Annotated in this window: 19 protein-coding genes and 1 pseudogene; 1 reads left to right on the top strand and 19 read right to left on the bottom strand. The window is 47.3% G+C overall.

Annotated elements, in window-relative coordinates:
• Positions 1-9: 9 nt before the first annotated feature.
• The 10 genes from AC58UU_RS11730 to AC58UU_RS11685 all read right to left on the bottom strand — a co-directional run bounded on the left by AC58UU_RS11730 (position 10) and on the right by AC58UU_RS11685 (position 11,748).
• Positions 10-1,029 carry a LacI family DNA-binding transcriptional regulator gene (locus AC58UU_RS11730; protein WP_497315766.1) on the bottom strand — a complete coding sequence of 340 codons (1,020 nt, stop codon included), beginning with the start codon at positions 1,027-1,029 and terminating at the stop codon, positions 10-12.
• A gap of 43 nt (positions 1,030-1,072) precedes the next feature.
• Positions 1,073-1,957, bottom strand: coding sequence for a CehA/McbA family metallohydrolase domain-containing protein (locus AC58UU_RS11725; RefSeq protein ID WP_497315764.1), 885 nt, complete (start codon positions 1,955-1,957; stop codon positions 1,073-1,075).
• Positions 1,958-1,978: 21 nt separating this feature from the next.
• Positions 1,979-2,890: a carbohydrate ABC transporter permease gene (locus AC58UU_RS11720; RefSeq protein ID WP_052229287.1), complete on the bottom strand. Its 912-nt coding sequence runs from the start codon at positions 2,888-2,890 to the stop codon at positions 1,979-1,981.
• A 117-nt stretch (positions 2,891-3,007) separates the two neighbouring features.
• Positions 3,008-4,720 carry an extracellular solute-binding protein gene (locus AC58UU_RS11715; protein ID WP_497315762.1) on the bottom strand — a complete coding sequence of 571 codons (1,713 nt, stop codon included), beginning with the start codon at positions 4,718-4,720 and terminating at the stop codon, positions 3,008-3,010.
• Positions 4,721-4,826: 106 nt separating this feature from the next.
• Positions 4,827-6,545 carry an extracellular solute-binding protein gene (locus tag AC58UU_RS11710; protein ID WP_497315760.1) on the bottom strand — a complete coding sequence of 573 codons (1,719 nt, stop codon included), beginning with the start codon at positions 6,543-6,545 and terminating at the stop codon, positions 4,827-4,829.
• A gap of 84 nt (positions 6,546-6,629) precedes the next feature.
• Positions 6,630-7,589 carry an ABC transporter permease gene (locus AC58UU_RS11705; protein ID WP_497315758.1) on the bottom strand — a complete coding sequence of 320 codons (960 nt, stop codon included), beginning with the start codon at positions 7,587-7,589 and terminating at the stop codon, positions 6,630-6,632.
• Positions 7,590-7,870: 281 nt separating this feature from the next.
• Positions 7,871-8,896 carry an ABC transporter substrate-binding protein gene (locus AC58UU_RS11700; RefSeq protein ID WP_497315756.1) on the bottom strand — a complete coding sequence of 342 codons (1,026 nt, stop codon included), beginning with the start codon at positions 8,894-8,896 and terminating at the stop codon, positions 7,871-7,873.
• 16 nt (positions 8,897-8,912) lie between these two features.
• A complete protein-coding gene (locus AC58UU_RS11695) occupies positions 8,913-9,677 on the bottom strand; it encodes an ABC transporter permease (protein ID WP_497315754.1) in 765 nt (254 codons plus the stop codon).
• On the bottom strand, positions 9,610-10,449 hold the full coding sequence (locus AC58UU_RS11690; RefSeq protein WP_497315752.1) for an ABC transporter ATP-binding protein: 840 nt from the start codon (positions 10,447-10,449) through the stop codon (positions 9,610-9,612). The genes AC58UU_RS11695 and AC58UU_RS11690 overlap by 68 nt, the downstream gene beginning before the upstream one ends.
• A 39-nt stretch (positions 10,450-10,488) precedes the next feature.
• Positions 10,489-11,748, bottom strand: coding sequence for a DUF445 domain-containing protein (locus AC58UU_RS11685; protein WP_497315750.1), 1,260 nt, complete (start codon positions 11,746-11,748; stop codon positions 10,489-10,491).
• A 158-nt stretch (positions 11,749-11,906) separates the two neighbouring features.
• Between AC58UU_RS11685 and AC58UU_RS11680 the strand changes: the two genes are divergently transcribed.
• Positions 11,907-12,734, top strand: coding sequence for a DUF2935 domain-containing protein (locus AC58UU_RS11680; protein ID WP_497315748.1), 828 nt, complete (start codon positions 11,907-11,909; stop codon positions 12,732-12,734).
• Positions 12,735-12,885: 151 nt separating this feature from the next.
• On the opposite strand, the pseudogene AC58UU_RS11675 reads toward AC58UU_RS11680, so the two are convergent.
• The 9 genes and pseudogenes from AC58UU_RS11675 to AC58UU_RS11635 all read right to left on the bottom strand — a co-directional run bounded on the left by AC58UU_RS11675 (position 12,886) and on the right by AC58UU_RS11635 (position 21,692).
• A pseudogene (locus AC58UU_RS11675) lies at positions 12,886-14,054 on the bottom strand (IS3 family transposase).
• A 253-nt stretch (positions 14,055-14,307) separates the two neighbouring features.
• Positions 14,308-14,988, bottom strand: coding sequence for an HD domain-containing protein (locus tag AC58UU_RS11670; RefSeq protein WP_497315746.1), 681 nt, complete (start codon positions 14,986-14,988; stop codon positions 14,308-14,310).
• The gene (locus tag AC58UU_RS11665) at positions 14,985-15,887 is read right to left on the bottom strand and encodes a TrmB family transcriptional regulator (RefSeq protein ID WP_497315745.1); all 903 of its coding nucleotides are present in this window, start codon (positions 15,885-15,887) and stop codon (positions 14,985-14,987) included. The genes AC58UU_RS11670 and AC58UU_RS11665 overlap by 4 nt, the downstream gene beginning before the upstream one ends.
• A gap of 192 nt (positions 15,888-16,079) precedes the next feature.
• Positions 16,080-16,763: an MgtC/SapB family protein gene (locus AC58UU_RS11660; protein ID WP_497316229.1), complete on the bottom strand. Its 684-nt coding sequence runs from the start codon at positions 16,761-16,763 to the stop codon at positions 16,080-16,082.
• Positions 16,764-17,046: 283 nt separating this feature from the next.
• A complete protein-coding gene (locus tag AC58UU_RS11655) occupies positions 17,047-17,736 on the bottom strand; it encodes a response regulator transcription factor (RefSeq protein ID WP_047687167.1) in 690 nt (229 codons plus the stop codon).
• Entirely contained in the window at positions 17,733-19,208 is a 1,476-nt protein-coding gene (locus AC58UU_RS11650) for a sensor histidine kinase (protein WP_497315742.1), read from the bottom strand. The genes AC58UU_RS11655 and AC58UU_RS11650 overlap by 4 nt, the downstream gene beginning before the upstream one ends.
• A gap of 5 nt (positions 19,209-19,213) precedes the next feature.
• Positions 19,214-19,963 (bottom strand): DUF2705 family protein, encoded by a 750-nt coding sequence (locus AC58UU_RS11645; protein ID WP_497315741.1) that lies wholly within the window; start codon positions 19,961-19,963, stop codon positions 19,214-19,216.
• On the bottom strand, positions 19,956-20,693 hold the full coding sequence (locus tag AC58UU_RS11640; RefSeq protein WP_171648124.1) for an ABC transporter ATP-binding protein: 738 nt from the start codon (positions 20,691-20,693) through the stop codon (positions 19,956-19,958). The genes AC58UU_RS11645 and AC58UU_RS11640 overlap by 8 nt, the downstream gene beginning before the upstream one ends.
• 66 nt (positions 20,694-20,759) lie before the next feature.
• Positions 20,760-21,692 carry a hypothetical protein gene (locus AC58UU_RS11635; RefSeq protein ID WP_497315740.1) on the bottom strand — a complete coding sequence of 311 codons (933 nt, stop codon included), beginning with the start codon at positions 21,690-21,692 and terminating at the stop codon, positions 20,760-20,762.
• Positions 21,693-21,726: the final 34 nt, after the last annotated feature.

The following is a 21,726-nucleotide window of genomic DNA, read 5'->3' as shown; positions in this document are numbered from 1 at the left end:
CCGCTCTGTCTATCCTTCAGTTTGATAAGCCCTGCAGCTGTCGCGCACAACAAGCTTATGCCCCAAAATCAAATCTTCTCTCGGACTGAATGTAGGATCTGAAATTAATTCAATCAGCGTATCCACCGTAATTTTTCCCATGTCCTGAATAGGCTGCTCCATGGAGGACAAGCGCGGACGAACGAGCTCCGTCAGTTGGCTTCCATCAAATCCGATGATGGATATATCATCAGGAACCTTTAGCTGATGGTCATGAATGCAGTTCATAGCTCCAACCGCCATATCATCACTTACCGCAAATAAAGCGGTAGGACGAGGCTCACAGGCAAGCAGTTCCTTCATCAGATTGTATCCGCTCTGCGTCTTATAATCGCCGAACCGGATATAGTCATTCACAATCTTGACCCGCTGATCTTTGAGTGCATTGCGATAGCCTACATAACGGTTCTGCCCTGATGTGATGTCTCTCATATCCCCGCCAATAAAGGCAATTCGCTCATGTCCGAGCTCAATTAAATAACGGGTCGCATCATAAGCCGCCTCGTAATCATCGATAATGACAGAAACGAACTTATGATCTAAAGGTCTTACACTTGAAAAGATGACTGGGATATCCAATTTATTAATAAAACTGCGAATGTCATCGCTTAATTTCTCATGCATAATAATAATGCCGTCTACTCGCATCTCTTTAAACACATTCAAGTATTTCAGCTCTTTATCCGTATCCTCGATAATGTTGCAGACAAGTAGGTTGTAATCATTCAAGCTCGCCGTTTCCTCGATACTGCTCAAAATAGTGGAATAGAAGCTGGATGTCAGATCGGGAACAATGACGCCAATCAGGTTCGTTTTCTTCCGTACCAAACTCCTCGCGATGTGGCTCGGTGCATAACCAAGCTCGTCAATTACGCGTTTCACTTTGGCCTTCAGATCGTCCTTCACGTATTTTTCTCCGTTTAACACTCTGGAAACTGTTGTTACGGATACTCCCGCTTTCTTGGCTACATCTTTAATTTTGGGCGCCATGATTATCATCCTTCCTTACTAGCAGCATGAACAATTTTCTCTGTTATTCGACAAATATCGGCTGAGCGAACGCCCCGAATCCACCTTCCAAGTAGACAGCGATGCGGATATAACCTTCATCGCCTTTGACCGTATACTTCACCTGTTTGATTCTTCCTGTTTCCTCATGAAGTATACGGCCTTCTTTACCGATCAATGTCACATATTTATACATTTTATCATATAATGGGCTTGATCGAAGATCATAAATAATTTGACCGTCTTCTACCCGAATTCCATCAAAGCCGTAGCCTGTAGAAACATAAAAGCTGCCCTCGCGGATTGCGGTAAGAATAGCTCCATTCGTATTTTCTTCTGAAAGCACCATATTCCAGGCTCGTTTTTCCTGTCCGTAGACATGTGAGTCATCATTTCCGAAGCCCCATACCCTGCGTCCTGCGGACAATAGGTAATCCCATTTATCGAAAGCGATGTCGTATTCCGGATTTCCATCCCCATTCACAACCTCAATGCCATTGTACCGCTGCATGCTGAGCATATCCTCATGCCGCCAATAATGGGAGAAAAATCGATTCGGATGAGCCAGTATAGATAGGCCCCCGTTCTCTACACATATATCGGAAAGCCTTTGATAATTGTCAATCGAAAATTCATTGGAATAGCCATCCATGAGAGATCTCGGAGGGTGGACAAGCAGCATATGCGTTTGCGAACTGCTCACCTCAATTGCTTCAAATACGGTCCCAATCGTGTGCTCACCCTCATGCTCAGTAATCAGATCATGATCGGATATGCCTAGAAAGTCATAATCATGATACATGTGGTACACCGTTGAAAGCGGATGATGCCCATCACTGTTGGTTGTGTGGTTATGAAAGCTGCCTCGCAGCCAGATGCCTTGTTTATCATAAGGATTAACAATTTTCATCCTTGATCCCTCCCTGGTCCTTTATTCTTTAACTGAACCGATCATCACGCCTTGGGCAAAATATTTTTGCACAAAAGGATAGGCACAGATGATGGGTGCGATGACCACCATAATTGTGGCCATTTTCAATGAATTTCCGGTCAATTGCATTTTTTCCAGCATGAGATACTGCGTCGAGCCTGCCGTTTGCAGCAGCGCATCGCGGATCGCATCCTGCCTCGTCAGCATTTCCTGCATCAAGGTGGACAGCGGACGCAGCGTATTTTTCTGCACAAAAAACGCTCCAGTGAACCAATCGTTCCAATGCCCAACGGCAGTAAAAAGTGATATTGCTGCGATCACTGGTTTGCTTAGCGGCAGCATGATGCGGTGAAAAATACCCAGATCATTACACCCATCGAGCTTCGCAGACTCCTCCAAGCTAACACTAATCTGTTGAAAAAAGGTGCGAATGATAATAATATTCCATGCGCTGTACATGCCCGGTACAACATACACCCAAATGGTATTGGTCAAATGAAGGCTCTTGAGCAGCATATAATAGGGAACGATTCCCCCGCTGAACAGCATTGTAAATACGATAAGAAGTGTAAAAAAACGCGATCCCGGCATCGTGGTCCGTTTTAGCGCGTACGCTGCCATTGCCGTTAAATAAACACTGGATATCGTTCCTACTACGGTGCGGAATACAGAAATGAGAAACGCACGAGTAATGTTAGAGGATGAGAATACTTCCTTATAATTCTCAAGCGTCCATATCCTCGGCCAAAAATAGATGCCTCCGCGTTCCGCATCCTTACCGGCATTAAAGGAGAGCGCAAATATATTAAGAAACGGAATCACGATCGACAAACACAACACAATGATGACCAAGTAGATCCCAATCTTAAACAGCTTCTCTCCAGCAGTAAGCTTGTAAAATTCGTTACCCATCCTCGAACCTCCTTTGAGTTTTCGTAAGAAAACTTTCCTCGTAAGCAGAAGTTTTTTAGAAGAAGGCCGCTTCCATGAAAGCAAGATGGAAGTGGCCCGAATCATCCAATCCTAGTTTTAGTTCAAAATAACCTTTGTTTTCGGATCAGCGTTTTTCTTCGCCAGCAGCTCTTCATACTTTTCCAAGCCAGACGCCTTAAGTTGCGCCGAAGCGGCATCGATTATTTTCTTCGCTTCATCTGAACTCTTTGCATAGAATGCGCGAATCATGCTGTCATCATATTTCTTGAGAGCTTCCTTCAGCTGTGTGCCTTGCTCAAATTCGCCGAGGAATGCAAGTGGCTGATAACCGTCGTTCAGCTTCGCATTCTTGAGTTTCTCCTCATATCCCCACATATCGAGAATCTTGTAAGGACCAGCGTTCGTTTCCGGTGAAGCGGTGTCGCCATACTGCGTTTCATTAAAATCGCCTTTACGGTTCAAGTCAGTACTGCCGAGGTAACCGCCCCAAGAATTGCCAACGCCATCAAACCCAAGTGCTGCAGCTGCTTTCGGATCTTTCTTTTTCAAATCGAGTACTTCTTTCTTCACAATCGGATTGCCCTTGGCATCCAACGTGTAATCTCTTCCTTCGATTCCGTACTGCCACAGCAGCTTGCCTTCACGGCTTGCAAGGAAATCGGCAAATTTAACGATATCCTCGGGATTCTTCGTCGTTTTCGGAATTGACCAAGCCCTGTAGCCTGTTTTGTAGTCAATCTGCATTTGGTAGGCTCCGTCCACTGAATTCAGAGGCCCGAGCGGAACATAGTGCGCATCTTTGTTAAAATCAAGGAAGTTATGCATTTCGGCGACAATGGCGTAGGAATCGTTAATGATCCCTTCCGTTGCACGGGTTTCTTCCATTGTGTAATACTCCGGAACCATCAACTTTTCCCCTAGTAGCTTTTGCACAAAGGCAATACGCTTCATCGGATACTCGGTTTGGCTCTCATGAAGAATTTTGCCGTCTGTCCCCTGATGAATCCGCTGCTCATCCGCACCCCAGACCAGATCGTTGTAAAGCCCTCCCATCTCTCTGCCACCCCAGTATCTTGGGCCGATAGGGTACACTTCTTTGCCGTTCTTGTCCTTGAAGCCGCCCGCTTTAATTTTCTTCGCCAACTCATAAAGCTGATCCGACGTTTTGATCGATTTCGGATCAATACCGAGCGTGTCGACGATGTCTTTGCGAATATATGGGCCACCTACGTATTTAGTTTCCTGATACCCGCCTTCGCGCGGAATGTTCATATGCATGGAATACGTCGATCCTTTGAATTCTGGGCGGAACATAACACCAAACTGTGTGTCGATCGGCAAATATTTATCTTGCAAATATTTGCTGTAAATTTTCGTGTTTTTGATCAAAGGAGACAAGTCGGTGAACATGCCTTCGCGCCCTGCCTTAAGAATAAGCGTCATCTCTGGGCGTCCGCTGTTGTTTAAGTTGTAAACGATAAAGTCCGGCAAATCTCCTGAAGCAAGACCTGCAGTCAAGCCGTCAATCGACTTTTGCGCATTGGCGCCTTCCAGCTCCAGTGTAATACCCGTCATGTCCTTTAGCTTCTTGGCGATTTCGGGATTAATATCTTTGGAGACGTCGCCACTACTAAGGAATAGTCGGCCTTTAATCGTACGATCGGCGACCCATGTCGCCGGCTTTCCGGCATTATTTGGGGTGCTTGCCTGCCCACTCTCCTTCGGAGCAGCTTGATCAGTATTGGTTTGACAGCCAGCCAGCAGCATGACGGAGGCCAACGAAATCACAGACCATTTCATCCATTTCATATTCACATTAACTCCCCTTTTTAGTTCATATACCAAGCTTGTTTCGACATTGGTAGCGGTTCCACAATGGCGATACGGCGGATCAACATCTGATCCCTTTGCTGCACTAGTTCAAAATAACTTTGGTTTTCGGATCCGCATTTTTCTTCGCCAACAGTTCTTCATATTTATCCAACCCTGCTGCCTTAAGCTGCGCCGTAGCTGAATCTATGATTTTCTTCGCATCATCCAGATTCTTGGCATAAAATGCGCGAACCATGCTGTCGTCATATTTCTTGAGCGCATCTTTTAACTGCGTTTCTTGCTCGAATTCTCCCATGAAGGCAAGAGGTTGATAGCCATCGTTCAGTTTGGCATTTTTGCGTTTTTCATCATATCCCCACATCTCGAGAATCTTGAGCGGTCCTGCATTCGCTTCCGGCGAAGCGGCGTCTCCATACTGCATTTCATTAAAATCGGCGTTGCGGTTCACGTCAGTGCTTCCAAGGTAGCTGCCCCAAGAGTTGCCAACGCCATCAAAACCTAGTGCCTTAGCCGCTTTCGGATCTTTATCCCTGAGTTCAAGCACTTCTTTCTTCACAATCGGATTGCCTTTGGCATCCAGCGTGTAGTCTCTTCCTTCGATACCATACTGCCACAGCAGCTTGCCTTCGCGGCTTGCAAGGAAGTCGGAAAATTTAACAATGTCTTGTGGATTCTTCGTCGTTTTCGGAATCGACCAAGCCATATAGCCAGTTTTGTAATCGAGCTGCATTTGGTATGGACCATCCACAGTATTCATAGGTCCGAGTGGAACATAGTGCGCGTCTTTATTGAAATCCAGGTAGTTATGCATGTCGGCGATTATCGCATAGGAACCGTTTAAGATACCCTCCGTCGCGCGATTTTCCTCCATCGTGTAAAACTCCGGAACCATCAATTTTTCGCTTAACAGCTTTTGCACATAGGCGATACGTTTCATTGGATATTCCGTTTGGCTTTCATGAACAATTTTGCCGTCTTTCGTCTGATGGATCCGCTGCTCATCGGCTCCCCAGACTAGATCATTGTAAAGACCGCCAACTTCTTTCCCGCCCCAGTATCGCGGTCCGATCGGGTATACGTCTTTGCCGTTCTTGTCCTTGAAGCTGCCCGCTTTAATTTTCTTAGCCAGCTCATAAAGCTGATCCGACGTTTTGATCGATTTCGGATCGACACCAAGCGCGTCTACGATGTCTTTGCGGATAAAAGGTCCGCCTACATACTTGGTTTCCTGATACCCGCCTTCTCTCGGGATGTTCATATGCATGAAATACGTCGATCCTTTGAATTCCGGGCGGAACATAACGCCGTACTGCGTATCTAAAGGCAAGTATTTGTCCTGCAAATACTTACTGTAAATTTTTGTGTTTTTGATCAATGGAGTTAGGTCTGTAAACATGCCTTCACGTGCTCCCTTTAGGATGACAGACATTTCCTTCCGGCCGCTGTTGTTCAAGTAATAGACGACAAAATCTGGTAAATCGTTAGACGCAAGTCCCGCAGTTAACGCATCAATCGCATGGTCTGCTGTGACCCCTTCAAGCTCCAATGTAATACCTGTCATTTCCTTTAGCTTTTTGGCGATTTCGGGATTGATGTCCTTAGAAACGTCGTCGCTGTCGATGAACAGTCGGCCCTTAATCGTACGATCGGCGATCCATGTCGCCGGCTTTCCGGCCGTATTTGGAGCGTTTGTTTGCTCACTTTCCTTCGGAGCTGCCTGATCACCATTGTTTTGACAGCCGACGAGCAGCATGACTGAGGCTAACGAAAATACAGACCATTTCATCCATTTCTTGCTCATGTGCACTCCCCATTTCACATCATTTTTATATGAAAATCGCCGAAGTAGGCGCCTTTCAACGAGATTATTTCATTACTGGTAGCGCTACCATACAGATGTTTCGGATAAACGGCGGGCAATGCGATTAGCAGCAACAACCAAGATAAGTCCAATCACACCCTGCAGCATACCGACAGCCGTTGCGTAACCATACTGTCCGCTCTGCAAGCCCACGCTAATCACGTAGGTGTCCAGAATTTCTGAAAGGTCCATGTTGCCTGGTGTTCTAAGCAAATACAGCTGATCGTATCCGGCAGATAAGATGCTGCCAAGCGATAAAATAAACAAAATCATGATGGTAGGCCTGATGCCTGGCAGTGTTATGTTCCAAATTTCACGCCATTTACTTGCACCGTCAATTCTCCCGGCCTCGTACAATTCGGGATTGATGCCCGCGATTGCCGCTAAGTAGATGATCGAGTCCCAACCGATCGTCTTCCAAATATGGCTGCCAAACATGATCGGGTAGAAATAGCTTTGCTCCATCAAGAAAAACGTATCGCCTCCACCGCCAAACGCTTTAATGACCTCGTTTAGCAAGCCTGTGTCCGGAGCCAGCACTCTTTGGATAACTCCGACGACGATAACCCAGGACAAGAAATGGGGCAAATAAGCAATGCTTTGGGTCACACCCCGAAAGCGCTTACTTTTAACCTCGTTAAATATCAGCGCGAGTATGATCGGGAACGGCAGTCCGAGAAATAACTTCATGGAGCTAATAATCAGTGTGTTAGCGATCAACTTTCCGCTCTCATAGCTGGCGAAGAATGTCTTGAAGTATCTCAGTCCGACCCATGGGCTAAATAGAATCCCTTTATTGAACTGATATTCCTTGAAAGCCAGCAGCAAGCCACCCATTGGAATGTACGAAAAAATGATAAAGAACAAAATACAGGGAAGCAGCATCAGATACATATACTTATGCTGTATAATTCTTTTCCACAATTCCGTATTTCTTTTCTTCGTCGCACCGCCAACCTTAGCTGCGGGGAGATTCGTTTGCATGGTTTAACCACCTTTCCAATTTTCATTCGCACTTTCTGGTATCGGTTCCATATTGCGAATTTCTTCCTATCCCATTTTACTGCAAGTATAAATAGCCTTTCTGGTAACGCTTCCACATAATCGTTTTGTGGTTCTGGTTTTTAGTATAAGGCCAACTTTTCCATTTGACAATATCCTTTACAATATTTTTATAAGCGCTTTCATGAATGCAATTGCAAAGCAGTGAAGAAAGCCAGCTTGCATCCAATAAGAACGCTAACAAGCTCTCTTCTTCACTTCCCTTACTTCCCGTTCTTTACTTCTTCGAGCATCGACAGATCAACGAATTTACTAAGGTCGAGCTCCTCTTTGTTAATGCCCTTAATATAGCGAGCATCGATGGACACCTTCGCCATCTCCTCCATCACCTTGACGTCAACGTCGGTGGTGAGTTTCAAACGGCTCAGCGAGGCTTTGATCAAGCCTTTGTCCATCCCTTTCCCGCTGTATTGTTTCAGCTGGTTGTTGATGAGATCATAGGCTTGCTCCGGACTGTTCTGGATGAACGCGATGCCATCCCTATTCGCCTTGATTGCGCCCTTCACCATGTCGCGGTGCCGCGCAATGAACTTGTCGCTCGCGACCATGATGACCGTCGGATAATCGCCGTTGTTCGGCGGGATCGCCTTCCAGTCTACGACGACTTTGCCAAGTCCGGCCTTTTCAATCTGTGTGCCCCATGGCTCGGGGACGAGCGCAGCATCGATCTCCTTCTGGCGGAAGGAGATCAGCGCATCCGACGGGGAGCGTACGATGAGGTGCGCACTCTCAGCACTTCTGCCCAAGCTTACACCTTCTTGCTGCAGAAGCATGCGCAACGAGATTTCGTTCGTGTTTCCTTTGGACGGGATCGCGACCGTTTTATCTACTAAATCTTTAACACTATTAATTCCTGAGCCATTCCGGGCAACAAGCACAGCGCCACCATTATTCGAACCGGAGACGACACGGTAATTCCCACTTTTCAAAAAGAAGGTTGTCGCAGGTCCAGGACCAACGAATCCGATATCGATATCCCCTGTCGCCATAGCGATAGATAGGTCAGAGCCGTTATCGAAGGCTGTGACTTCGATCTTCACTTCGCTGCCCCATTCCCGGGCGAAATAGCCATTTTCCAGCGCGATGTAGGCTGCAGCATGTGTGACATTTTTGAATACGCCGACTCGTACTACTTGAGCTTTGCCTGTAGGAGTCAACTTCTCACCACAAGCACTCACCATCGCAACCACGACCAGAAGCAGCATCAGCACCCATGCATGTTTTCTCATCTGATCCGCCCCCTACTCAAGACTTCGAGCCAGCGAGGCCGTATCGCTCTAGCACTTTATCTTCGAGTTTCTTGAAGCAGAAGTGATCAGATACCGTGCCCAGTACCGCGATAATAATGACAATACACAGCATTAGTGAGGTATCGCCCAGATTTCTTCCGTCCTGCAATAGCTGGCCTAGCCCAGCCCCTTTGGCAATAAGCTCACCGGCAACAAGCGCGCGCCATGCGAAAGCCCAAGCCGTACGAACACCATTGATCAGATGCGGGAAAGCGGCAGGAATCATAACTTGTACGAATAAATTAAACCCATTGCCCGTCCCCATCGTCTGCGCGGCGCGCAAATAAATCGGGGGGATGTTTTTGATCCCTGTGCGGCTGGCCAATGCCATCGTCCAGGTTGCTCCAAGTGTCGTAATGAAAATAACCGAAGATTCGTTAAGACCGAACCAAATAATAGCAAAAGGCAGCCAAGCAATACTCGGAATGGTCTGCAAAGAAACCACCAGAAATCCAAGTGTATCATCCAGCATTTTGTAGCGTGCGAATAAGAAACCAAGTGTTGTACCTATTAGCAAAGACAAAGCAAAGGAAATCAACAACCTCGCCATACTCGCAAATGTCGCTTGGAGCAGTTCGCCATGCACCAATCCATCATAGAAAGCTTGCAAGGTTTGGGTGGGCGAAGGGAACTTCCATCCCCATCCGAATATTCTAAATCCCGCCTCCCAAGCTATCAGAAGCAGTACCAGAAAAATCGTTCTTCTTGATGCTGTACTCATCGCCAGTCTCCTCCCTTACCACTTTCTCCAGCTCGTCTGCCAGCGCGTCCATGATCGAATTCTCCACATGATGGAGGACGGTGTCTGCGCTATCCCGAGGTCTCGCCGCTTTCACGGCGAACTCTTTCTTAATCGTTCCGGGACGCGTGGACATTACGAATACACGATCCGAGAGGATCACGGCTTCACGAATGTTATGGGTAATGAAGAGGATCGTTTTGCGCGTACGCATCCAGATTTCTTCCAGTTCTTTATGCAAAATAAGGCGCGTTTGCTCGTCCAAAGCGGCGAACGGCTCGTCCATCAGCAAAATCTCTGGGTCCATGGCAAGCGCCCGGGCGATTGCGGCCCGCTGCTTCATCCCGCCCGAAAGCTCATGCGGATAACGATCCGTAAAACGGCTGAGATGCACAGCTTTGATCTGTTCCATCGCCAACTCGTAGCGCTCTTTTTTACCTATACCCTTCTGCTTGAGACCGAAGGCCACATTGTCCAGCACCGTCAACCATGGGAATAGACCATGCTCCTGGAACACGACAACACGGTCCGCTCCAGCGCCGGTCACCTTTTTCCCATTCACCTGAATAAGGCCTTCACTCTGCGTATCGAAGCCTGCGACCAAATTCAGCACGGTCGATTTCCCGCATCCGGACGGGCCCAGCAGAGAGACGAACTCCCCTTTTTCAATCGTTAAAGTGATATTATCCAGCGCCTGATAGCTGCCGCCTAATCGCTGAACAAACGTCTTACTGACTCCCTTAATCTCGATCAAAATGCCTACCTCCACTCGGGCATGTCCCGTCTTTTTCACCTAAAACAACATTTTTAACCCTGCCAAGCCAAGTCCGATAATAAATCCACATATCGCACCGTTGACACGAATCCACTGCAAATCATTGCCGAGCTTATCTTCCATCAACTGGGTTAGCTTTTCGTTCGTCAGCTTATCCAGATTTTCTTTGACGAGTAGACCGATTTTGCTGTGATTTTGCTCCAAATAAGCAGCGATTTGCTCTTGAATCCAGCTCTCGCCGCGCTGCAGCATATCCTCGTTTTCTTTCACTGAAACCAGCATTTTACGAACCACCGGAACCACATGCTGAGGCACAAAATCGGGCTGATCCACGAAATCCTCTGCCTTCGCCTTCAACCGCTCTAACAGCCCCGATAATTTCTCATCGAGATCAAATAGGCCCGGCAGCTTCGCTTTCAAACCTTCAAGCTCAGCCAGAAGCTTTGGATTCCGCTCAAGCTTGTTCAGTTCATTCCGAATAAAAGTAAGAACCGCTTCCCTGCGCGGATGATTCTTCGTTCGCATTTGCTCGATGTAGGAAAGAACGAAGTTCTGGATAATGCCCCCGATCTTCTCTTCATTCACCATACCGATGAACGCATTAACGGCAAATGCCATGAAGCCATTCGACTGCAAACCCTCGAACGCTTTGAGCGCCATAGCGCCCAACTGATCGCGCGTATCCGCCTTAACGGCCCATGCTTCCACTTTATCGATAACAAAATCAAACGTTTTACCGTCATATCCGCCATCAACAATGCTATCCACAATCGTACTAACGAGTCGACTCGTATCCACGTCTTGGAGTGCTTTATGAATTTCCTCCGCCAAAAGCGGCGTCAATTTGTCCAGATCAATCGCGTTTAGAGCCTGTTTGGCAAGTGTCGAAAGACCTTTGTGAAGCGCCACATTGTCCAGATGGCTCTCCGCCAGCTCAAGTCCACGTTCTAAGAAACGAATTTGCTGTAAGCGGACACGAATGGTTTCTTTGGAAAGCAGTTCATTTTCAACCGTCGAGACAAGCGCTTTCGTAATCTTCTCACGATTTTTTGGCAATAGGGCTGTATGCGGAATCGGAATGCCAAGAGGGTGACGGAACAGTGCACTAACCGCAAACCAGTCAGCCAAGCCGCCTACAACTCCGGCCTCAAAACCACCCTGCAAAAAGGTTCCCCATATGGTTGAAGATACCGCTGTGGGCAGCGTAGCCAGAAAACCTGCTCCCATAACCCCTAAGGAAACCGTCGCTATATACTTTGCTTCTCTTTTCATTGTCATAACATCTCTTTCTGCTCGAAGTTAATAAATCATTCTTTCTATTTTATCACAAAATGCGACGAAAACCGTTCTCGAACCATTTTTAGTTGAATACACTTCGTTGAAGCGTAATAAATCAGGGCTTGGCGTGAAGCTTTAAGTATAGGAGGAACTTATCCATGAGCCTAAGTGGGACAATAACACCGTGGCAGGAGCATTTATTCTGGGTCGAAATTTTACAGGATCATGCCATCTTTGTGGATGAGGCGCTAGCAAATGAAGAGGTGCAATGGATTGCGATAGCCAAGCGTTACATCGGTGCTTTTACAGAACTGCGGAACCGTATCTTGAAAACAGACCCCGCACTGCCGGTCTCCTCGGCAACGATGATTCAGCTCTCTAAAGATATTTACCCCGTTGTTCACGGCTATTATCAATTCGAGGGATTTTTGCAGCATCTGCGCATTGAAAATAAAATTGTTATCTCCTTAATACCCGCGTATTTCAATGGGACCCTTTTGGAGAATGGTGAATATATACGGATTTTACACTATTGGATGAATGGAGTTCCCTATGAACCCCTTCAGCTTGTAACCCTGATGGAAATGTGGCTCGAGGATCAACTCGGTCACGCCTTTCTTCTGGGCAATTATTTGGATCCAACGGAGATGGAGCTAACCAAAACCGCACAGCTCTACGGTCAACAATTCAGCGCACATATTGTCAAAAACACGCAAATCCGCGGATTTCTTCGCTTTACAGCGCCAAATTTCCCTATCCAGCAAAAATTTGCGCGTCAGGTGGCCGAAACCGTCATCGGTTTCTACCACGTTGTCGAGGGTGTCATTCGGGAGTACCAAGAAACCGAGCTGCTTAGTCGGCTGACACTGCGGTTTCTGGAGCATCACTTGCCGGAAACCTGCTATTTCCTGCGTAAGCTGGCTGCTTATAATGTGGAGATTCTGGGGCTGCCGAATTGTCCGTTGACGAAGCCTTCTTTTGAGTGATGGCCAAATCAAACCTTAATAACCGAAAGCGAAGCGAAGTTGCACTTTATACAACAATTTGCCCCTGAAGACGAGGATATCCACTCCATTGTTGTATAAAGTGCAGCAATTCCCTTCAAATTGAACTTCTGTCAAGATAGTAGACACAACTTTATGAAACCTTGAGTTGCTCGTAGTAGTTTTTTTCGAACCTGTACGGGGATTTGTAGCCTAATGTAGAATGGATACGAATCCGGTTATAGTCGATCTCAATATATCCATGGATGGCTTCATAGGCCTGTTTTCGGGTGCGAAATTTAGTCTGATATACAAGTTCTTTTTTTAGAATGCTGTGAAACGATTCAATGCAAGCATTGTCGTAACAGTTACCTTTACGACTCATGCTTCCCACCATCTTGTAATGATCGATCTGTGCTCTATATTCATTCGACGCATACTGGGAGCCACGGTCGGAGTGGTGAATGACGCCCCCACAGGGTTGCTCACGCTTGTGAGCATCGTCAAGTGCAGCTAGCACAAGTTCCTTTGTAATCCGTTCTCCCATGGCCCATCCCACGATCTTGCGGGAGAATAAATCCATTTGCGTTGCAAGGTACACCCAACCTTCTGATGTAGCTATATACGTGATATCGGACACCCACGCTTTGTGTGGTTTGTCTACCTTGAACCCGCGGTTTAACACATTATCATAGACCGGCAGGCTATGCTTGGAGTTTGTTGTGGCTTTATATTTCTTAACGGTACACGAAACCAGACCCAGCTCTTTCATAAGCTGTGCTACGGTTTTGGTAGCCACTTTCCAACCGTCTTCACGTAGCTTGGCTGCGACCTTGGGACTGCCATACCGCTTCTTGTATCCGTAGAAGTGGTGACGAATCCGCTCTTTAAGTTTTATTATGCGCTTATCACTTTTACTTGGTTTCTTGTGAGTCCACTTGTAATAACCGCTGCGTGATATACCCATAACGCTGCACAACTTCTCGATCCGGTACTTTGAGCGGTGTTTGTAAACAAACGGATAAATTAGTCCCGGTCTTTGGTGAAGAAGTGCATCGCCTTTTTTAAAATTTCATTTTCCTCTTGTAGTTCACGGTTTTGTTGTTCGAGCTTTTTCATCCGCTCGTAATCCACCAATGGCTGAGTGCTGTTGTCCTTGTTATTAGCACCATACGTTTGTTTCCAGTTACTTAGGGTCGTCACCCCGATATCCAGTTCCCTAGATAACTGGGTCAACGACTTGTGCGTTTGTTCCAAATGCTCGATTGTTTTCCGTCGGAACTCTTGCGTGTAATGTTTGCGTTTTTCTCTCGTTTCTCCCATGCCACACCTCGACCTAATTTATATTTTCAGTATACAGGTCTTCCATTACGGTGTGTCTACTAAATAGTTTAATTCCAAATCGGGCATTTTTGAAACAAATTAGAACAAATTGTTGTACAGCGTACAACAGTTTTCATTTGGAACCCTAAATTTCAAGAGAATGTTGTATGCTCTACAACATTTCTAGCTGCAGAAGTGAATAGATCTGCCTATCTCACCAAAAAAAGAGCCATCATTGGCTCTTTTTCATTTGCTATCGCTCGCCTTCCCACTCCGCATAAAACTGCTGGAGGTACTGCTCCATAAAGCGATGCCGCTCCTCTGCCATCTGCCGGGCGTAGGCTGTGTTCATAAGCTCCTTCAATTTCAGGAGCTTCTCGTAGAAGTGATTAATCGCGGTATCTTTCCCAGCGCGATACTCTGCCTCCGTCATATGCTCACGTGCCATGACGGTAGGATCGTGAATCGGGCGGCCTTTCCAGCCCGAATATGCAAATACGCGCGAGATGCCTACCGCGCCTATCGCATCCAGCCGGTCGGCATCCTGCACGACCTGGCCTTCCAGCGTGCGCATAGGTGGACGCGCGCCGCCCTTGAATGACATCGTGCTGATGATCTCCAGCACGTGCTGCACTTGCTCCGCTGGCGTGCCGCTGGTAGCGAGCCACGCCTCCAGCTCGCGCTGCGCAGCGGCTGGATCGGCATTCAGCTTCTCATCGACGACGTCGTGAAGCAGCGCCGCAAGCTCGCAGACGAAGCCGTCGGCGCCCTCCTGTGCGGCAATGCGCTTCGTCGTCTGTACGACGCGATAGATGTGCCACCAGTCGTGGCCGCTGCTATCGCGCTCGAGTTTCTCTTTAACGAGTGCTTCCGCCGCGAGTAGAATGCTCTCTTGCTCTTCTGTATTCAGGTGTTCCCCATCACGCTGCATCATTTCTTCTTCTTCCTCTTTCCTTCGGGAGACTTTCCTTCATTAAACTTGCCCTCCAGGGACTTTCCTACACCCGCTGGCATGATATCCTTCTCTTTGGCCTCTGTGTACTTCTGGATAATTTTCTTGAAGTTCTTGCCGTATTTATCCTCCAGCTTCGTGCCCATATCCTGCAGCAACTCGTGGATCACCACATCACGGAAAAAATTGTTCAGCAGCAGCTCCACCATCGCCGGATGCTCTGTCAACATCGCCAAAGTCGGCTCAACACCGCCTCGCGTACCAATAATCGCCAGCTTACGGTCAATCAGCAGCGTAAACTTCCGCCCATTGCGTCCCTGCACACCCTCCTCGCGTCCGTGTGGGAACAGATGAACCCCATTTGGCAGCTCCACTTCGCCAATCGTCGAAACCAGCAAGCGCACGCCTTGCGTTGGCACTAGCCGAAGTTCATCCTTCAGCAGCTTCGCTTCCTCCGACCATAGGTCACAGAGCGCCTCTTCCTTCGCCTTTTTCAGCTCAGTTCGTATACGTTCGATGACCTTAGCGTCTCCCTCCAAGCTAAAGTACTCAGAGCGGTGCGCATCCTGCTTCGGCATATGCGCTTTCACGTAGCGGATCGAGGCTTGCAGCTCCGCTTCTATCCGCTCGCCGATCTCCTCGATCGGCACGCTCTGGTAATGCGTGGGCTCACCATGACTAGTGAGCACGGCTCCCTTCTCCGCGAGCTTCTGCAGCGCGGAGTAGACATTCGAGCGCGAAACGCCAAGCTGCTTGGCGATTTCGTAGCCCGTCCGCGTGCCGCTTTCGGCGAGCACATGCAGGCACTTGGCTTCAAGGTCCGTGAAGCCGAGATTTTTTAAATGCAGATGAACATCCTCCATGCCAGCGCCCCTTTTCATCTATCCGTTATGATTTCTTGATCAATATTGTAACATGATTTTTCACTTCAAGTTGTATAGACTTCTGCTCCCTATCCAATACATTAGCTTAACTCGGTGCAAGATTCGCAGCTTCATAAGGTACAACGATCTTATTATAAAAAGGACCGGATTGCGTCAAAGCACAATCCGATCCTATTCTTCTTTCGTCCCCTACAAAGTCTCAACTTCCGCAATCTCAATATAATCCATACTTTTCAACTCATCATACACTTCCGAAGCATATTTCCTATCAATATACACGATGAAATGAAGCTCTTGCTGCTCCTTGTTCAGCTCTTTGATGTGTACGCTTTTCATCTTGTAACCTTTGGCAATGATCGCTTTGATAATCGTAGTTAAGTTGCCGTCATGGGAGACGACGAGCCTCACGCGCAGGTCTTTCATAATAAGCGGTCTTGGACCCATTTTCTTAATAAAATAAGGCAAGAGAACGACGCTAACCATGATTAATACGAGTCCAAAAAAGGCTTCTACAAAGAAACCTGCCCCTACCGCGATACCAAGTCCAGCCGCTCCCCAGATCATTGCAGCCGTCGTTAAACCGACTATGACATCATTATGCTTGCGAAGAATCACCCCGGCCCCGAGGAAACCAATCCCGCTGACTACTTGCGCAGCAAGCCGCATGGGATCCATGACATGAAGTCCCATAACCGCATATTTATTTGCTGATTCGATTGAAACTATCGTCAACAAACAACTGCTCAAGCAAATGACTAAAGAAGTTTTCAGACCCAGCGGTTTATTCCTGATTTCCCGTTCCAGACCAATAATTAAACCGAAAATAGCGGAAATCCCTAATCTCATTAAAATGTTTACATCCACGGACAGCATCATTGTAAGTTTTCTCCTCTGTGTAAATTACCTTTACAATATCTTAACATTTCATTGGAGTAAATGACCATTTGTTAATTACAAAATCATCATATTGGCTCTAAAAACGCGCTTTCGGCTGGCATCCTCCGAAATAGGCTCCGAAAACGCGCTTATACCAAGGCGACACCTTGACCTAGCCGGAATATAGAGCCTGAGAAGTCCGTTTCCGAGCCCTCGCCGGCGAAGCACATACAAAACAAAAAGCCCAAGAAGAGTCATACACTCTTCCCAGGCCTTCCCGTCATATCCGAAACCGATATCCCGCTCCCCAGATCGTCTCGATGTATTGCGGGTTGGACGGATCTTGCTCGATTTTCTCGCGCAGCTTGCGAATATGTACTGTCACTGTCGCGATTTCCCCCATGGCGTCCATCCCCCATAGGAGGTCAAAAAGCTGCTCTTTGCTGTACACCCGATTCGGGTTCATCGCGAGATGGGTGAGCAGATCGAATTCTTTCGTCGTGAAGACGACTTCTTTTTCGTTTACAAAAACACGGCGCGCTGTTTTATCAATCATCAAACCGCGGATGCGGACTTCATCATTCCGCGTTTCGCGCCGTCCCATCAGCCGTTCGTAGCGTGCTAAATGGGCTTTCACTCTGGCCACCAGCTCGCTGGGGCTGAAGGGCTTGATCATGTAATCGTCAGCGCCGAGGCCGAGACCGCGAATTTTATCGATGTCTTCCTTTTTAGCGGAAACCATCACGATGGGAATGTCCTTCTCACTGCGAATCCGCCGGCAGATTTCGAAGCCATCCACCTTCGGCAGCATCAGGTCGAGAATGATGAGATCATAATCCGTGGAAAGGGCTCGCTGGAGCCCCTTGTCCCCGCTATTTTCGATATCGACTTCATAGCCGCTGATCTCCAAATAATCCCGCTCCAGCTCCGCAATACTTTGCTCGTCTTCAATAATTAAGATTCGACTCATCCTTCGCTCTCCCCCTGCTGACTAAGCGGCAATGCCATGTAGACGGTCGTTCCCCGTCCAATGATGCTCGATGCGCTGATTCTCCCGCCGTGCTCTTCCATAATTTGTTTGGCTATCGCCAGTCCAAGCCCGCTTCCTCCGGTAGCTGTGTTACGTGAAGGATCTGCCCGGTAAAACCGATCAAAAATATGAGGAAGCGATTCCTCCGATATGCCTTGACCTCTATCTTTTATTTGAATGACGGCATTGCCGTCTATCTCTCTCAACGTTAAGGTAATGTGACATTGGCCCTCTTCACTATATTTTATCGCATTTTCGATAATATTGAGCAGGACACGTCTGAGCTTGTCACGGTCTGCTGTCACATACAGCGGTGATTTCGGCAGCTCGGTGAGCGCGAACTGAACCCCTTTTTTCTCCATATCGAACTGTAATTCCTGCGCGCAATCCAACACGTATTGACCGAGATCAACCTTCTCGAATTGAAATGGCACTTTGCCCAAATCCAGCTTGGAGAACAGAAATAATTCATCAATGAGCCGATCCATATCAGCTGCTTTGTTATAGATTGTTCGAATGTACCGATCCAGCTTGTCTGGGGAGTTCGATACACCGTCCATAATCCCCTCAACATATCCTTTAATTGCCGTAACCGGCGTCTTGAGATCGTGGGAAATATTCGAAATAAGCTCCTTACGGTTCTCTTCATATTGAAGCTGAACCTCCACGGACTTCTTGAGCTTACGACGCATTTCTTCAAATGCCGTGCTAAGCTCACCAATTTCATCATCGGAATGCGGTACAATCTCAAAGTCGAGATTGCCTTCCTTGATCTCCTCCGCCGCACGTTTGAGTGCTCTTAGAGGCCTAATAATACTGCGAGAAACGAAGTAAGTCAGTACACCATTCGTCAATACGAGAATGAGAATAAACGTAACAATGACGGATTTGGAAAATTGGTGAAGATACTTTTGAAAGGGACCACCGTCCAGAAAAACGAACACAGAGCCTTTACTATTATCCGAAAATAAAAAATCCTGCTGCCTAGTTATCCACAGTGAACCTTGATTACGCTGAAATTGACCGGAGGATGTGCCAAATGAAGGCAGCTTGGAGGTATCCTCAGCCTCACCCTGTTTAATATACGGTGAAACGTACGTAATCTCTTTATCCTTCCGGATGATGATGCCCATATTAATTTTATGGAATTTGGCCTCTAGATCCTTCACGAATGCGGGATCCAGAAAAGCATCCGGTTCCGTATCCGTCTTCGCTTTCATATAAGCGACATTTTCAAGCTCTTGATCAACAACACGCTTGATCGGATTGCCTTGGGAGAAATCAACCTGAAAGACGGACTTCAGATTCCCAAACGTTGCGACGCTGATTAAGATCACGGCTAGTACGGAGAGCACTAGTGGTACAAGCAGCATGGCTATATAGGAAAGTACCAGCCGTAAACGAATCGACATCCGGATCAAATCTCCTTTTTATCAAACAAATAAAATCCTGCTGTAAAAAACAATATACTACACGCCATCAAAAACATAAAGATGCTGCTCATCTTACCGATGGCCATCGAGCTGCCAATCCAGAGCATATGCCAATCTGTGTAAGCTGTTGGCGAGTAGGTTGCAATTTGCGGAATGAAAAATGCAGCTACTTTAAATGCCAAATAAAGAAGAATGCTAACGGTCAATGCGGAGCTGCTGCTGGAGAAGAACTGCGCGAGAAGTACGGCTGCAATACTAAGCACAAGCAGAGGAATGAATGCCGAACCATAGGCGAGGAACCAAGTAAGTACTGTACTTACGCCTCCAAAGTCTTGAAAAAATAAGGCAGACACGATCGAAGCCAGCAAACCTGCAATTAAATAAAGTGCAATATACACGCCCAGCGCAATTTGCTTGGATGCAAAGACCTTAAACCGAGTGATGGGCCGAGTGAGCGTATTCTTCAGCGTGCGTTCACCCATCTCACCAGCGAATACATCCGCGGCTCCCATGAACACGAACAAAGGCAAGAATATACTCGTAAACAAACCGAGCATGACGATAGGGAAATCACCCGATGCAATGGTTCCGATGCCGATGCCGCTTTGAAAGCGTGCAAGCAATAAGCCTGCAATAACCGGAAGAAGCAGCGTAACAGCTAGGAAGAAAATGGTTTTCTTCTTCGATGCGAGTTTGATTGTTTCGTTCCAGACGTTGGCTGTTAAGCTATGCATGGGCAGCGAGCCTCCTGACTTCATTGATTTCGCGCAAGTACGCTTCTTCCAGCGTCGCGCTGCCTTTGGATAATTCGGATACGAGTCCCTCGCGAACAAGCCGTCCTTGATGAATGATGCCCATGCGATTGCACATCAGCTCCATTTCATGAATGAGATGGCTGGAGATGAGGAAGGTAATTCGCTCTTCACGCGCTAAGTGCATGATGATTTCCCGAATATGAACCATCCCTTCAATATCGAGCCCATTGGTAGGCTCATCGAGAATAAGCAATTCAGGCTTCGACAGCATGGCTGCCGCTAGTCCGAGCCGCTGCTTCATGCCTAGTGAGTAGCCCGCAACCTTTTCGTGCTGAAAAGGGGTGAGTCCAACGATCTCTAGTACTTCATCCACTCGCTGCTTGCCGATCCCAGGATAAAAGCGCGCCGCTAGCTCCAGATTCCGCTTCCCGCTCATATAGGTATAAGCTTCAGCAGTTTCAATCAGCACGCCAACCTTCGCCATTGCCTGCTCATAATGCGTAGACACATCATGGCCGAACAGCTTTACTTCGCCTTGCTGCGCTCTGGTTAAACCAGTCATGATCTTCATGACCGATGTTTTACCAGCGCCATTGGGTCCGAAGAAACCATAGATATCGCCTTGCTGCACGGTCATATTCACTTGATGGATGCCGCGCAAATTTTTGTAAGTTTTCGTGAGGTTCTTAATTTCTACTACTGGCTTCATGAACGGGCCGCCTTTCAGGATGAATGAGGAGGTCAACGATCGTTGAATCCTCCTCTCGTCTTTCTATTAATGCTTCTCTCCCCAGTTTTTGTGGGAATTCTCATCAAACTTCACATTTTCTACTTGTTTTCCGTTCAAATCAATCGTATCCGACGTTGTCGAGTTCAGGCTAGATAGTGTCACATCAACACTCAAGACCACATCATGCGCTGCACCCTGAGCGTCCTTACCGGAAATATGAATTTGTGCCGTTTGATTCGTAATGTGGTTATCCGCATCCACGCTAGCATTCACTTCGACTTCATCCATTTTGATGTCTGTTACAAGCTGAGGCAGACTGTTTTTGAGTGTTGTTACATCTACACCAAGGGTATCCGCTTTAGCCGGTAGAGGACGGTGACTGTTCTCAACAGTGCCGTGTTTAATAACCAGAGAGCCAATTGTGTTCACAACAGGTGAAATCTGACTACCGGACAGTTTGAAATGAATGTCCTTCACGTTACCAGGTGCTTCACTCATGGTTACATAGTTCTTCAGGTTACCAACCAATGCATCGACCACATTTTCCACTTCGCTAATCACTTGTGGGCCAGGTGTATGGTTTGCTTGATCATGTCCTTTGAACTTGGCCGGCATGCCTTCACCTTCCAGCACTTTATACACCTCGGAATCCTCGGTTTTTACAATCCGCTTCCCATCTTGGCTGTAGATGTGAATGGTTTGCTCATCCGTTCCACTTTTCACTGTAACTACAGCGCTGCCGGCGTGATCGACACCTGTGCTCTTAATCGTTGATTTCACATTGAGTAATGAAGCTCCATTGTCCTGTAGGGACACATTCACCTGACGAGTCACATTCTCCACTGCTGCTGTCTTTTTGAATGCTGATTTGAATGTCTCATACCCGGGAGCGTCTCCCACACCTGCATATACCGAGGTCACTAGCATCATGCTGCCTACCGCAACGCCTAATCCCATCATCGCTAACTTCTTATTCATATCTTATTTCCTCCGCGTATTTATACGCTTTATC

Source organism: Paenibacillus sp. JT22N1 (genome assembly GCF_059692155.1).
The sequence above is the reverse complement of the archived record's forward strand: the minus strand, read 5'-3'. Positions and strand labels throughout refer to the sequence as shown.